Consider the following 13,003-nt stretch of genomic DNA (forward strand, 5'->3'; position numbering starts at 1 on the left):
TATGGAGAATCTTGGGAATCTTGAAGACTTCAAGTTGGATGTGTTGAAAGAAGTCGGCAACATTGGCTCGGGGAACGCTGCTACAGCGCTCTCCCGGCTTCTCAATAAACCGGTCGACATGGGTGTGCCCAAAGTACAAATGCTGCCCTTTGAAGAAATTGCCGATAAAGTCGGTGGAAATGAGCAACTTGTTGTTGCAATATTTTTTAGGGTAGAAGGGGAAGCCCCCGGCAATCTATTCTTCATATTGCAGCCTCAGGCGGCAAAAGGCTTACTTTCCCGTTTGGCGAATATTCCTTCAGATGACGAGGACAGTTTTAACGAAATGGAGCACTCAGCCCTGTCGGAGATCGGAAACATTTTAGCGGGCTCTTACCTGTCTTCGCTGGCCGATTTCACGCGTTTATCCATGTATCCAACAGTCCCTGCGCTGGCGTTGGACATGGCAGGAGCAATTCTTAGCTACGGACTGCTGCAGTTTGGGCAGATGGGAGATGCTGCATTATTGATTGACACATCGTTTCTGGAAGGGCAGAATCAGATAGAGGGTCAATTTTTCCTGATTCCTGATCCAGAATCGTTCGGGAAAATCTTTAGGTCGTTAGGAGTCCCGATGAACGATGATTGAGGATAAAAGCATCATTAAAGTCGGCATGGCAGATTTAAATGTTACTAGCAATCCGAACTCGATTCGTACGACAGGACTCGGCTCCTGCGTCGGATTGACCCTCTATGATCCTCATTTGAAACTGGCAGGCATGGCACATGTGATGCTACCGTCCTCAGATATTGCGCGTGAAGGGCAGCTGAATATAGCCAAATATGCGGATACGGCGCTGCCCGAGTTATTTGAGAGGATGCTGAAATTGGGTGCAGAACGACGCAGACTGATTGCCAAAATGGCAGGGGGAGCGCAGATGTTCGCCTTTGCTGGTAGTGGAGACACCATGCGGATTGGTCCACGTAATGTAGAATCATGCAAGGAAATGCTCGTAGATCTCGGCATTCCTTTGATTGCGGAGGACACAGGCGGCAATTATGGACGAACAATTGAGTTGGACTCTGAAACTGGCGTTTTGAATATTCGAAGCGTACAAAAAGGTGTAAAGGAATTATAAACATGTTATTTGGCAGCTTACGCATTAATCTTTGGTCTGGAGTAGTCGGATTTATTCTGACTTTTGTGTTGTCCGTTGGCAGCAATCTGCTGACCACGAGCTTAATTCGTGGCTTGATCGCCTTCGTTTTTTGGTTCCTACTTGCATTTGTGCTGCGCTGGACACTAGGTGTTGTAGCGCGGCCAGATCTGGGGAATGCCCAAAGCCGGGCAAGCTCTCAGGTAGATGGCGTAGGGGGGAATCTGGACCTGACGACACCAGACGAAAATGAAGACCTGAATGAATTGCTGAAACCGAAACCAGAGCAGACGGACGAGGGGGATAATGGTTTTGCACCTTTAAACCCACCTAAGCTGGTTTCCAACAAGGACCCTGAAGAATTGGCCAAGGCCGTTCGTCACCTGACAGACAAATAAGGAGGGTGAAGCCGATGAACGAGCGAAAAGCCGCTCATTTAAACCATTCCGAACTATGGGAACAATGGAAAGAACACGGTGACAAGGAAGCAAAAAAACAGTTAATTGAAAAGTATCTCCATATTGTGGAGTATGTGTCAGGCCGTCTTGCAGTAGGCTTGCCTAAAAATGTATCCAAGGATGATCTGGCGAGTAACGGCGTTATGGGTTTGATTGACGCTTTAGAGAAATTTGACTATGAGCGTGGTTTGCAGTTTGAGACTTATGCTTCTTGGCGTGTTCGTGGAGCGATTTTGGATGGTCTTCGTCAAGGGGATTGGGTTCCTCGTTCAGTTAGGGAAAAAGCGAAAAAAATCGAGGATGCATATCAGCATTTGGAACAAAGATATCTACGCACGGTCAGCGACGAAGAGATGAGTCATTATTTGGACGTTTCTGAAAAAGAGTTTCAAAATATGATCCAAGAGGTCGCCGTTATGTCGATTGTCTCACTGGAGGATCCGATCCGCGAAGAGGAATCGGAAACACGACTTTCCCTTTTGGTGGACGAGAAGGCGAAAAATCCGGATCATAAGGTCAATGAATTTACACTTCGTGATGCCCTTGCACAAGGCATTGATAAATTGACTGAAAAAGAACGTATCGTTGTTTCTTTATTGTATTACGAGGATTTGTCACTCAGCGAAATCGCTGAGGTCATGTCGCTATCTCCATCGCGAATTTCACAGTTGCATTCCAAAGCAATATTACGTCTAAGAGCGACATTGGACAAACAACGGGATTTGCTAATGCGTAAAGATTAACGTACGGGAGGTTACAGTAACAGTTAGACGGAAGGAGCACCCTTGTGGAGAAGCAATATGCTTTGGACCAGTTTTTAAAAGTGGTTGTCTCACCTGACAAACAAACCGCCTACTTGGAGTTTGCCAAACGTGAAGAAGGCTTTGCCTGTTCTGTGGAAGAATTAGAGCGTTTTCTAAGCAACCAAAAAATATCCTACGGTTTAATAACCGATGCAATTCGCGTATTTGCGGCAAGTCCGGAAGATCATTTCTTCGGAAAATTACTGATTGCTCAGGGAAAGCAGCCGATCCATGGTACAGACGGAAAAATTAATCTGGCTGATATTGTGACTGGCGAAGATGCACATAAGCCGCTTGAAACCGTGGATGGACGGGTGGATTATAAAGAACTAACTCGTTTAAGAAATGTAAAACGTGGTCAACTGATTGCCGAACGGGTTGATCCTCTGCCAGGTGTACCGGGGATTGCTGTAACCGGAGAGGAAATTCCTTTTCTTCCAGGTAAAGAGGCGCGTTTTAAAGTCGGAAAAAATGTAGTGATCCATCCAGAAGGTGTTGCGATGTATGCAGCTATTGACGGACTGGTAACTACGACTGAAAAGGGCAAACTTAATGTGTTCCCCGTGTATGAAGTGAACGGGGATGTCGATTATAGTGTCGGTAACATTGATTTTGTTGGAACCGTCGTCATTCGTGGGAATGTTTTGACAGGTTTCCGGGTTCGGGCGGCTGGGGACATTCGTGTCATCGGTGGTGTGGAAGGGGCCGAAATTGTGGCGGAAGGTTCAGTGGAAATCACTGGCGGTATTATCGGTTACCATAAAGGATTCGTGAAAGCTGCACAAAATGTGAAATGCTCGTTTATACAAGATGGTAACGTGATTGCGGGAGGCGATGTACTTGTATCCCAGAGTATCATGCATTCCCAGATCAAAGCGAGTAATAATGTAATCTGCGAAGGGACAAAAGGGCTTATCGTAGGTGGTAGTGTACAAGCTGGTAAAAAGGTAGTGGCTCGTACCGTCGGTAATACGATGTCCACAGCTACCAATATCGAAGTGGGTGTACTTCCCGAACTGCGCGATGAACTGACAGAACTCCGCGCACGTTTGAAGCAGCAGACAGACAGCCAGGATAAAACGAATAAGGCCCTTACCATATTGGATCAGCTTGCCGCCGCCGGACAGCTTGCACCTGAAAGAATGGCTATGCGAATCAAGCTGACATCTACTAAAAAATCTAATGAACAGGAGCTTTTGGAAACCAAGTCCAGAATGCTTGAAATTGAACGAACATTAGAGGATACAAGCCGCGCACGGGTAGAAGTGAAAAATGTGATTTACGGTGGCTCTAAAATAGTTATCGGCAGATATACAAAATTTATTAAAGATTCAGTGGAAAGAATGGCGTTTTATTATCATGAGGGAGACATCAGCATGTCCTCCTACGTGTAATTCGGCACACTGATAAACAACATTCAACATTGTATTCCTTGGAAGAAAGATACGGATGCCCAATCGGAAAGGGTGTGGTCCAATGAGCTTGAAGGCTGTTGAATTGCAAATTGCCGTACCTCGCACCAGCGAAGCAGGAAAATACCAAAGTGAGTCCCAGCAGCGGCCGATGAATGATCAAGCATTGCTTGGACAAAAGGCCGCGCTGGAGACGGAGAACATGCGTCAGCGAAGCAGTGCTGTAGATCAGTCTGCGGAAACATTCGTCGGTGAGCGGCAAACAGGGGGGCAGAGCAGAGATTCTTCCCAGCAGAGCCGCTCCCGGCCAGATGAGGCTGAGCTGCCTAAGGAGCATCCGGCAGAGCATCCGTTCAAGGGACACCATATTGATTTTTCGCTCTGATCCGACAGGTGGAGAAGCGTTATTAAAGGAGACGATGGGCAGTGGATCAACCATGGATTTATATTGTTCTGCTGGGCGCCGCAGCTGTTGTCTACGCCTGGCTACTGCCTAAGCGTCAGCCAGGCCGGGGAACAGAAGAGGCCGTCGTCCAAAAGGTCGAGGCCACATTAGAGCAATATATGGCCGATATTGAAAACGATAATGACGAGTTGATTGAGCTCGTTTCTGGTATGAAGCAGGAGCATACAGTTAAACAGGCGGCATTACAGGAGCAAGTAGCTGAGCTTCGGAGCCGTATCGTGGAGCTTGAGCGCCAGGCTCGGTTTGCTACTGTCTCTTTGCAAACCGAGCCTGTATCTAAGGAAATACAACATACAGCTGCTTCTCATCAGGCAGCGGTTGCATACGGTCAATTTCAAAGTCCACAACCTGAAATGTCTGTGCAGGAAGGCTACTCTGGTTCAGTAGCTCCCCCTATAACTATGGAGGAGCAGACGGCATTACAAGATCCTGAAACTGAGCAGGAAGCAGAGTCCATCCGTGATCGTTATCAAGAGTTGTTTGCGCTGCATGAGCAAGGCAAGTCGGTGGACTATATAGCCAAGCAATCAGGCATTCAACGGGGTGAAGTACAGCTCATTTTGCAACTCGCAGAGCGGGAGGATGTAACGTGATCAAAAACCGTTCATTTATGCTAGGCATGGGTACTGGTCTTATAACGGGGGCATTGCTGTTGCAACTGGCAATGATCGGTCAGGGGCAATCGCAGCAATCCTCCACAGACCCGAAAAACATGACGCGAGAGCAATTAGAAAAGGCAGCAGCCGGATTAAATCTCCAGGTCAGTGACAGCTCTGACCCGAAAATGACAGAAGAGGAATGGCGTAATAAGGTGATCAAGGAAGGTAATAAAACTCCCGTTGCACCCCAAAAGGCTAAACCAGCTCAAACGCCAGCAACACCAAAGGCACCTGCAAACAGCATATCCTCGGCTGGTTCTAAACCTTCGACCAGCACATCGGTTCCACAAAGTCCGAATAAGCCGCAGACTCAAAGTTCTGGCACTACAATGACTCCCAATATCCCCAAGCAGCCTGCCACCCCACAAGTGCAGTATAGCATTGCATCGGGAAGCAATTTGAGAAGTGTGGCATCAGGATTGCAACGAGCAGGGGTCGTATCGGATGCTAGTGCATTTGAGGCAGCAGCTAAGGCTAAAAAAATCAATACCAAAATTCGTACCGGTACCTATCAGTTTGCTAAAGGTGAGGATTTCAGTTCTATTATTACTAAAATTACGAAAAAGCCGTCCAACTGACCAGACCGGGAAGTGGACGGCTTTTATTCTTGCATAAGTAAAATGAGAGGCGTAAAACGTCACATTTTGCGTTGTTCTAACTATTGTCGAAAAGTTGGTTGCAACGATGCAAGTGTTATGGTATATTAATTGACGGTGTTAAAAACGCACGTCGGTTAATTTTATAAAGGGTGCTTTCCAATGGAAAGTCTTTATAAAAAATGATGTCGGCGGAGGACACACAAAAAACCAAACTTAGGAGGTGCGTGAAGATGGCAGTAATCTCCATGAAACAGCTTTTGGAAGCTGGGGTTCACTTTGGTCACCAAACACGTCGCTGGAACCCGAAAATGGATCGTTATATCTTCACTGAAAGAAACGGTATTTACATCATTGACTTGCAAAAGACAGTGAAAAAGGTTGAGGAAGCTTACAACTTCGTAAAAAGCATTGCAGCTGAGAATGGTACAATTCTGTTCGTAGGCACGAAAAAACAAGCACAAGATTCTGTTAAAGAAGAAGCAGCACGCGCTGGTCAATTCTACATTAACCAACGTTGGTTGGGTGGTACACTGACTAACTTCCAGACGATTCAAAAACGTATTGACCGTTTGAAACAACTGGAAGCTTGGGAAGAAGACGGTACATTCGCAGTTCTTCCTAAAAAAGAAGTTATCATTCTTCGCAAAGAAAAAGATCGTCTCGAAAAATTCTTGGGCGGTATCAAAAACATGAAGGGCCTTCCAAGTGCTCTGTTCATCATTGATCCACGCAAAGAACGTATCGCGGTTGCTGAAGCTCGCAAATTGGGTATCCCAATCGTAGGTATCGTTGATACAAACTGCGATCCAGACGAAATCGACTATGTTATCCCAGGTAATGACGACGCAATCCGCGCTGTTAAATTGCTGACAGGTAAAATGGCTGATGCAGTTATGGAAGCAAACCAAGGCGAAGAAACTACAGCGTAATATTTCCATTAGGAAATAACTATATGAATTAAATGAAAAGGGTGGTTGGCAGGTGTATAACCTCTCACTACCCTTTTTTTAAGGAATAAAGCACGGTATACCACTGAAAATCAAATTTGGAGGGAAATAATATGGCAGTTAATGCTAGCGCAGTAAAAGAGCTTCGTGAAAAAACAGGCGCAGGAATGCTGGATTGTAAAAAAGCGCTTGAAGAAGCAAACGGTGATTTGACAAAAGCGGTTGAAGTTCTGCGCGAAAAAGGACTTGCAGCTGCAGCCAACAAAGCAGGTCGTATTGCTACTGAAGGTGTTGTTGAATCCTACATTCATGCTGGCGGCCGTATCGGCGTACTGGTAGAAGTAAACTGTGAAACAGACTTCGTAGCTAAAACAGACCAGTTCAGAGATTTTGTGCGCGACATTGCAATGCATATCGCTGCATCGAACCCTCGTTATGTTCGTCGTGAAGAAGTGCCACAGGAAGAGATCGAAAAAGAAAAAGAAATCCTGAAAGCACAAGCGTTGAACGAAGGTAAACCAGAAAAGATTGTTGAAAAAATGGTTGAAGGCCGTATTGGTAAGTTCTATGAAGAGTTCTGTTTGTTGGAGCAATCTTTCATCAAAGATCCAGACAAAACAATCTCTACGCTTATCAACGAAAAAATCAGTACGATTGGCGAAAACATTTCCCTGCGTCGCTTTGTTCGTTTTGAACTGGGTGAAGGTCTGGAGAAAAAAGAAGACAACTTCTACGAAGAAGTTATGTCTCAAGTGAAACAATAATTACCAACGAACGGTAATTGCATATGGAATAACGGAAATGGAACACATCAGTGTTCCTTTTCTTGCAACAGGACACCTATCCTGTTACATAAAGTATAAATGATATTGGAGGGTGATCATTTGGAAAAACCTGTGTTTAAGCGTGTTGTCCTGAAAGTTAGTGGTGAATCGCTGTCAGGTCCTAACGGTTACGGTATTGACGCGGATACGATTGCATCCATTGCCGAACAAGTCAAAGACGTAGTGGAACTGGGAGTAGAAGTTGCTATCGTGTGTGGTGGCGGTAACATCTGGCGTGGTATTGCTGGAAGTGCCAACGGAATTGACCGGGCCACGGCAGATTACATGGGTATGCTGGCAACGGTGATGAACTCACTGGCCTTACAGGATGCTTTGGAACAGATTGAGGTACCTACCCGTGTACAAACATCCATTGCGATGCAACAGATTGCAGAACCTTACATTCGCCGTAGAGCTATCCGTCATTTAGAAAAGGGTCGGGTTGTTATTTTTGCAGCAGGTACAGGTAATCCGTTCTTCTCGACTGATACTACAGCTGCACTGCGTGCCGCTGAGATTGAAGCGGAAGTGATTCTGATGGCTAAAAATAAAGTGGATGGCGTATATTCTGCTGATCCGTTTAAAGATAGCACAGCTGAGAAATATGAGCAGCTTACGTATTTGGATGTGCTCAACAAAAATCTCGGTGTCATGGATTCTACTGCTTCCTCGTTGTGCATGGATAACAATATTCCGTTGATTGTCTTTGCTATTACAGAGCAAGGTAACATTAAACGTGTCGTGCTGGGTGAGAAAATTGGTACGATCGTCAAAGGGAGTGTAAATTAATGCCACAATCTGTGAAAAAGAGTGCTGAGGAACGCATGCAAAAAGCAATCCAGGCATTGCAACGTGATCTTGCATCTTTGCGTGCAGGACGGGCGACACCGGCTTTACTGGACCGTGTACAGGTAGAGTATTATGGTGCAATGACTCCAGTCAACCAACTGGCGAATATCAATACACCTGACAGCCGGACCTTGATGATTCAGCCTTGGGACAAATCTTCCTTGGCCGATATCGAGCGCGCTATACAAAAATCCGATTTAGGTTTGACACCTTCGAATGATGGTAACACCATTCGTCTAAGCATTCCTGCTTTGACGGAGGAGCGCAGAACTGACTTGGTGAAGTTGACAAAGAAGAACGGTGAAGAAGCGAAGATCGCTATTCGTAACATTCGTCGTGATGCAAATGATGACATCAAAAAATTAGAGAAAAGTGATATTTCCGAGGACGAATCTCGTAAACATCAGGAAGATATCCAGAAAACAACTGATAAGTTTATCGCTGAAGTGGATAAAGTTTTAGCTGCAAAAGAAAAAGAAATTATGGAAGTCTAAAAGATTGGCAGCCCCTCCCTTACGGTGGGGTTTGTCTCTTTTCAAGCCTGAGGCACATTTTCAGAGAATGCTGGAGGAACTGGAATGATCAAACGGGTTCGGTCTTGGTGGAACGGGGAACAAAAACAGCAAACACCGGCCATTTCAAAAGACAATATTCCGCAGCATGTTGCTGTCATCATGGATGGGAACGGCAGATGGGCCAAACGGATTGGAATGCCGCGGATTGTAGGGCACCAAAATGGAATGAAGGCAGTGAAACGCACAGCAATTGCGGCGGATGAACTGGGTGTTAAGTATTTGACTTTGTTTGCATTTTCAACTGAAAATTGGACGCGTCCAAAGGACGAAGTTGATTTTCTAATGCGCTTACCGCAGGAATTTCTGGCTATTGAGCTAGATGAGTTGATTGAAAAAAATGTGCAAGTGCGTATGATGGGTAATAAAGAACATTTACCTTCCCATACCGTTGATGCGCTGACTGAAGCGACTCGACGAACTGAAAATAATACCGGACTTGTTCTTAATTTTGCATTAAATTATGGAAGTCGGTTGGAAATCACCGAATGCATGCAAACATTGGGCCGTCAAATTGCGGATGGGAAGCTTAAATCGGAAGATATAACATCTGAGCTGATCGGTAATACGTTGCTTTCTAGTGGTATGCCAGACCCTGATTTACTGATTCGAACAAGCGGTGAGCTTAGACTTAGTAATTTTATGCTCTGGCAGCTTGCCTACAGTGAGTTGTGGTTTACTGATATTTATTGGCCTGAGTTTAAGAAAGAACACTTATACGAAGCAGTGATCGAATATCAGCAAAGAACACGGCGGTATGGCGGACTGAAGTAAATGGAGGATGAAAGCCGTTGAGACAGAGATTAATTACCGGTATTCTGGCAGGCATATTCTTTTTGGCGATGGTCCTGTGGGGCGGCTTGGCCTACCATTTGCTTATATTGGCGATGGCCCTAATCGGATTTTATGAGTTCGCACGAATGACGCAGGTATCTCCTTTTGGAGGTACAGCAATACTTGGATACGTAAGCATATTAGCTTTTGTATTCCCGTATGAACCTTTTGGTTTGCACTCACCCTTACCTTTTGCCAGTATGCTTTGGCTGGTAATGATAGCATTTATGATCATCACAGTAGGAACGAAAAATAAAATTCCGATTCAAACGGTAGCTATACTATTTCTTGGTACTGTTTATATAGGGTTTGGATTTTCGTATATTGCGGAATCACGTCATATGGAACATGGACTGTTATGGACATTTTTATTGTTGGCTTGTATTTGGGCAAGTGATGCAGGGGCATATTTTGTAGGTAAAATGGCAGGAAAAACGAAATTATGGCCTGCGATCAGTCCGAATAAAACGGTCGAAGGATCCATTGGCGGTATTGTCTTAGCATTGGTTATAGCTCTAGTATTCGCTGGATTATCAGGTGGACTGCTGCCATGGGGCAAAGCCATCGGTATCGGTTTGTCATGTGCAGTGGTGGGACAACTGGGCGATTTGGTACAATCTGCATACAAACGAGTGTACGGCATTAAAGATTCCGGTAATCTGCTGCCAGGGCACGGTGGTATACTAGACCGCTGCGACAGCTGGATTGTCGTTTTTCCATTTGTACATATGCTGATGCTGCTTCCATGAGTCTATTGATTACAGTTTATGCTCAGGCTTAATCTCTATGCTGCTCACTCTGCGCTACTAGAAGGTTGGAACCAGTAGCATAGCTGCCTGAATAACAATCAATGAACCCCTGGATAATAGTGATTTTCAGGATAGGAAGGTGCATCATGAAAAAAATTTCGGTACTTGGTTCAACCGGATCTATTGGAACTCAAACGCTGGATGTAGTGTCCATGCACCCGGATCAGTTTACTGTTGAGGCTTTAGCAGGTGGTTCTAATATAAAGTTACTTGCTGAGCAGGCGCATCTCTATAAACCCAAAAAAGTGTCTGTGGGTACTCGGCAGTTGGCGGATGAAATTCGTCCTTTACTGCCTTCTGGAATGGAACTGTATTGGGGAAATGAAGGACTCGTTGAGCTTGCTGCGAACACAGAGGCGGATATGGTTGTGACGGCTGTAATGGGCAGTGTCGGATTGCACTCCACGCTGGCCGCGATTGAGGCTGGAAAACAGATCGGTTTGGCCAATAAGGAAACACTGGTTACTGCTGGTCATCTGGTCACAGCGCGGGCTCGGGCGAAAGGAGTGCCGTTGCTGCCGATTGACAGTGAGCATTCAGCTATTTTCCAATGCTTGAATGGTGAGCGTATGAAAGATGTGGCACATATTACCCTCACAGCATCAGGGGGTTCTTTTCGAGATTTGACAAGAGAACAGTTGCGTGAAGTTACAGTGGAAGATGCACTCAAGCATCCCAATTGGTCAATGGGGGCCAAAATTACGATTGATTCAGCAACGATGGTAAACAAGGGGCTGGAAGTCATTGAGGCGCATTGGCTATTCGGACTTGATTATGAGCAGATTCATGTGTTGCTTCATCCGGAAAGCATTATTCATTCCTATGTTGAGTTTCAGGATACAAGCATTGTTGCTCAACTTGGGAATCCGGACATGAGAGTACCCATTCAATATGCATTGACTTACCCTAAGCGTATGAAGTCCCCGGCGAAGCCGTTGTCACTGGCTGAAGTGGGTAAACTTCATTTTAAGGAAATGGATTATAATCGTTTTCCTTGTTTAAGGCTTGCCTTCGAATGTGGTAAAATGGGTGGTACAGCACCGACTGCATTTAATGCAGCTAATGAGATTGCTGTTGCCCGTTTCCTGCGTGGAGAAATTTCTTTTCTGCATATTGAAGCTATTATTGAACGTGTGCTGGAGCGGCATGTCAATGTGGCTAATCCTGATCTTTCTGCGATTGAAGCCTGTGACGAAGAGACTCGTAGCATAGCTGCGGGGTTGTAGGCTAAAGTTGGGTTAGAAACGAAATGTGATTCTCTTGTGCGGGATCGGAGAATAATGATAATCTAGGAAGACAAACTCGATCTCATTGAAAGGGGAACGGAAACGATTGGAAACGATTCAAATAGTGTTGATGACGGTGCTCATGTTTTTCGTCATAGTGACGGTGCATGAATGGGGGCATTATTATTTTGCCAAACGCGCCGGGATTCTGGTACGGGAGTTTGCGATCGGTTTCGGTCCGAAACTGTTTTCTTATAAAAGAAACGAGACGCGATTTACGTTGCGTTTGTTGCCGTTCGGTGGCTTTGCCCGCATGGCGGGAGAAGATCCGGAGGTCAATGAAATTGAGGCCGGACAAACGATTGCTGTACGCGTAACGGATGACGTCGTTAAAACCATCTATCTAGATCAACTGGATAATCGTAAGAATGTGGTGCGCGGCGAAGTGTTGGATATTGATCTGGAACAGTCATTAACTTTAAAATTGGATGTGGATGGCGAAGATCAGCAATACACTGTACACCCGCAATCGATGATGGTAACCAAAGGTCAATCCATTCAGATTGCACCCAAGGATCGGCAGTACGGGAGTAAAACAGTAGGACAGCGTGCGCTGGCTATTTTTGCTGGACCACTGATGAATTTTATTCTAGCCTTTATTTTGTTTGGTCTGCATATTCAGATGGTCGGCATACAAGTGGACAACCCGACTTATGTCCAAATTAGTGAAATTACAGCAGGTATGCCTGCTGCTGAAGCTGATTTGCATAAGGGAGATATCATCGAATCGGTGAATGGAATAGCCATTGGTGCAAATGTTGAAAACATGATCAAACTGATTGCGGATTCTCAAGACAAGCCGATGAAGTGGACGGTTCGCCGTGATAACAAGACCTTTGATCTTACGATTACACCTCGTGCTATGGAAGGACAAAAGGGTGGCAAGGTGGGTATTGTACCCGAACTTCCAAAACGCCAAGCAGGTGTGGGGGAAACGTTCAAATTTGCCGGCCAATCTATGGTCAGAACGACCGATATTATTTTCCAAGGATTTAGCCAGCTCATCCAACGTTTTTCTATCAATGACCTGGGAGGCCCGGTACGTACTTTTGAAGTGACAGGGCAAATTGCCAAGCAGGGGATTGAGCAGTTGACGTATTGGACTGCTATAATGAGTCTTTACCTGGGGATATTCAATTTATTGCCTATTCCGGCGCTGGATGGAAGCAGACTTGTTTTCCTTGGTGTGGAGGCGGTAAGAGGACGTCCCGTTGATCCGAGCAGGGAAGGAATGGTCCATTTCGTCGGTTTTGCTATGCTATTCCTGCTTATGATTGCGGTCACGTATAACGATATTTTACGCTTAATTAATGGTTAATTAGAGACGGTCTTATATAAAAACGGTCTGT

General features: G+C 45.4%; 16 protein-coding genes. All 16 read left to right on the forward strand.

The annotated features are described in order from the left end of the window. Position 1: 1 nt before the first annotated feature. The 16 genes from NSQ68_RS10200 (at position 2) to rseP (ending at position 12,972) form a co-directional block, all read left to right on the forward strand. Positions 2 to 628, forward strand: coding sequence for a chemotaxis protein CheC (locus tag NSQ68_RS10200; RefSeq protein ID WP_029517007.1), 627 nt, complete (start codon positions 2 to 4; stop codon positions 626 to 628). Continuing rightward, complete coding sequence (locus tag NSQ68_RS10205) at positions 621 to 1,118, forward strand: chemotaxis protein CheD (RefSeq protein ID WP_010346358.1); 498 nt, start codon at positions 621 to 623, stop codon at positions 1,116 to 1,118. The genes NSQ68_RS10200 and NSQ68_RS10205 overlap by 8 nt, the downstream gene beginning before the upstream one ends. Positions 1,119 to 1,120: 2 nt before the next feature. Continuing rightward, positions 1,121 to 1,534: a hypothetical protein gene (locus NSQ68_RS10210; RefSeq protein WP_029517008.1), complete on the forward strand. Its 414-nt coding sequence runs from the start codon at positions 1,121 to 1,123 to the stop codon at positions 1,532 to 1,534. 14 nt (positions 1,535 to 1,548) lie between these two features. Then, entirely contained in the window at positions 1,549 to 2,337 is a 789-nt protein-coding gene (locus tag NSQ68_RS10215) for a FliA/WhiG family RNA polymerase sigma factor (protein WP_013309911.1), read from the forward strand. A gap of 44 nt (positions 2,338 to 2,381) precedes the next feature. Then, the gene (locus NSQ68_RS10220) at positions 2,382 to 3,791 is read left to right on the forward strand and encodes a FapA family protein (RefSeq protein WP_039274680.1); all 1,410 of its coding nucleotides are present in this window, start codon (positions 2,382 to 2,384) and stop codon (positions 3,789 to 3,791) included. Positions 3,792 to 3,873: 82 nt separating this feature from the next. Next, positions 3,874 to 4,194 (forward strand): hypothetical protein, encoded by a 321-nt coding sequence (locus NSQ68_RS10225; RefSeq protein WP_029517010.1) that lies wholly within the window; start codon positions 3,874 to 3,876, stop codon positions 4,192 to 4,194. A 41-nt stretch (positions 4,195 to 4,235) separates the two neighbouring features. Continuing rightward, positions 4,236 to 4,868: a hypothetical protein gene (locus tag NSQ68_RS10230; protein WP_307349854.1), complete on the forward strand. Its 633-nt coding sequence runs from the start codon at positions 4,236 to 4,238 to the stop codon at positions 4,866 to 4,868. After that, positions 4,865 to 5,512, forward strand: coding sequence for an endolytic transglycosylase MltG (locus NSQ68_RS10235; RefSeq protein ID WP_342428759.1), 648 nt, complete (start codon positions 4,865 to 4,867; stop codon positions 5,510 to 5,512). Before NSQ68_RS10230 ends, NSQ68_RS10235 begins: the two co-directional genes overlap by 4 nt. Positions 5,513 to 5,763: 251 nt before the next feature. Next, the gene (gene rpsB / locus NSQ68_RS10240; RefSeq protein WP_013309916.1) at positions 5,764 to 6,462 is read left to right on the forward strand and encodes a 30S ribosomal protein S2; all 699 of its coding nucleotides are present in this window, start codon (positions 5,764 to 5,766) and stop codon (positions 6,460 to 6,462) included. Positions 6,463 to 6,593: 131 nt separating this feature from the next. Continuing rightward, entirely contained in the window at positions 6,594 to 7,244 is a 651-nt protein-coding gene (gene tsf, locus NSQ68_RS10245) for a translation elongation factor Ts (protein WP_013309917.1), read from the forward strand. Between the two features lie 120 nt (positions 7,245 to 7,364). Continuing rightward, on the forward strand, positions 7,365 to 8,093 hold the full coding sequence (gene pyrH / locus NSQ68_RS10250) for a UMP kinase (protein WP_013309918.1): 729 nt from the start codon (positions 7,365 to 7,367) through the stop codon (positions 8,091 to 8,093). Continuing rightward, entirely contained in the window at positions 8,093 to 8,647 is a 555-nt protein-coding gene (gene frr / locus NSQ68_RS10255) for a ribosome recycling factor (protein ID WP_029517013.1), read from the forward strand. Before pyrH ends, frr begins: the two co-directional genes overlap by 1 nt. Positions 8,648 to 8,731: 84 nt before the next feature. After that, complete coding sequence (locus NSQ68_RS10260; RefSeq protein ID WP_342428760.1) at positions 8,732 to 9,499, forward strand: isoprenyl transferase; 768 nt, start codon at positions 8,732 to 8,734, stop codon at positions 9,497 to 9,499. 17 nt (positions 9,500 to 9,516) lie between these two features. After that, positions 9,517 to 10,308 (forward strand): phosphatidate cytidylyltransferase, encoded by a 792-nt coding sequence (locus NSQ68_RS10265; protein ID WP_029517015.1) that lies wholly within the window; start codon positions 9,517 to 9,519, stop codon positions 10,306 to 10,308. 146 nt (positions 10,309 to 10,454) lie between these two features. Continuing rightward, positions 10,455 to 11,594, forward strand: coding sequence for a 1-deoxy-D-xylulose-5-phosphate reductoisomerase (locus tag NSQ68_RS10270; protein WP_307349864.1), 1,140 nt, complete (start codon positions 10,455 to 10,457; stop codon positions 11,592 to 11,594). A gap of 106 nt (positions 11,595 to 11,700) precedes the next feature. Beyond that, entirely contained in the window at positions 11,701 to 12,972 is a 1,272-nt protein-coding gene (rseP, locus tag NSQ68_RS10275) for an RIP metalloprotease RseP (protein ID WP_342428761.1), read from the forward strand. The last annotated feature ends 31 nt before the right edge of the window (positions 12,973 to 13,003 follow it).

Origin of the sequence: Paenibacillus sp. FSL L8-0158, from assembly GCF_038592965.1 — a bacterium.
Classification (GTDB): domain Bacteria; phylum Bacillota; class Bacilli; order Paenibacillales; family Paenibacillaceae; genus Paenibacillus; species Paenibacillus polymyxa_D.

Coding starts and splice junctions, on each gene's coding strand:
- NSQ68_RS10200 (WP_029517007.1), top strand. CDS start 2: ATGGAGAATCTTGGGAATCTTGAAGACTTCAAGTTGGATGTGTTGAAA.
- NSQ68_RS10205 (WP_010346358.1), top strand. CDS start 621: ATGATTGAGGATAAAAGCATCATTAAAGTCGGCATGGCAGATTTAAAT.
- NSQ68_RS10210 (WP_029517008.1), top strand. CDS start 1,121: ATGTTATTTGGCAGCTTACGCATTAATCTTTGGTCTGGAGTAGTCGGA.
- NSQ68_RS10215 (WP_013309911.1), top strand. CDS start 1,549: ATGAACGAGCGAAAAGCCGCTCATTTAAACCATTCCGAACTATGGGAA.
- NSQ68_RS10225 (WP_029517010.1), top strand. CDS start 3,874: ATGAGCTTGAAGGCTGTTGAATTGCAAATTGCCGTACCTCGCACCAGC.
- rpsB (WP_013309916.1), top strand. CDS start 5,764: ATGGCAGTAATCTCCATGAAACAGCTTTTGGAAGCTGGGGTTCACTTT.
- tsf (WP_013309917.1), top strand. CDS start 6,594: ATGGCAGTTAATGCTAGCGCAGTAAAAGAGCTTCGTGAAAAAACAGGC.
- frr (WP_029517013.1), top strand. CDS start 8,093: ATGCCACAATCTGTGAAAAAGAGTGCTGAGGAACGCATGCAAAAAGCA.
- NSQ68_RS10260 (WP_342428760.1), top strand. CDS start 8,732: ATGATCAAACGGGTTCGGTCTTGGTGGAACGGGGAACAAAAACAGCAA.
- NSQ68_RS10270 (WP_307349864.1), top strand. CDS start 10,455: ATGAAAAAAATTTCGGTACTTGGTTCAACCGGATCTATTGGAACTCAA.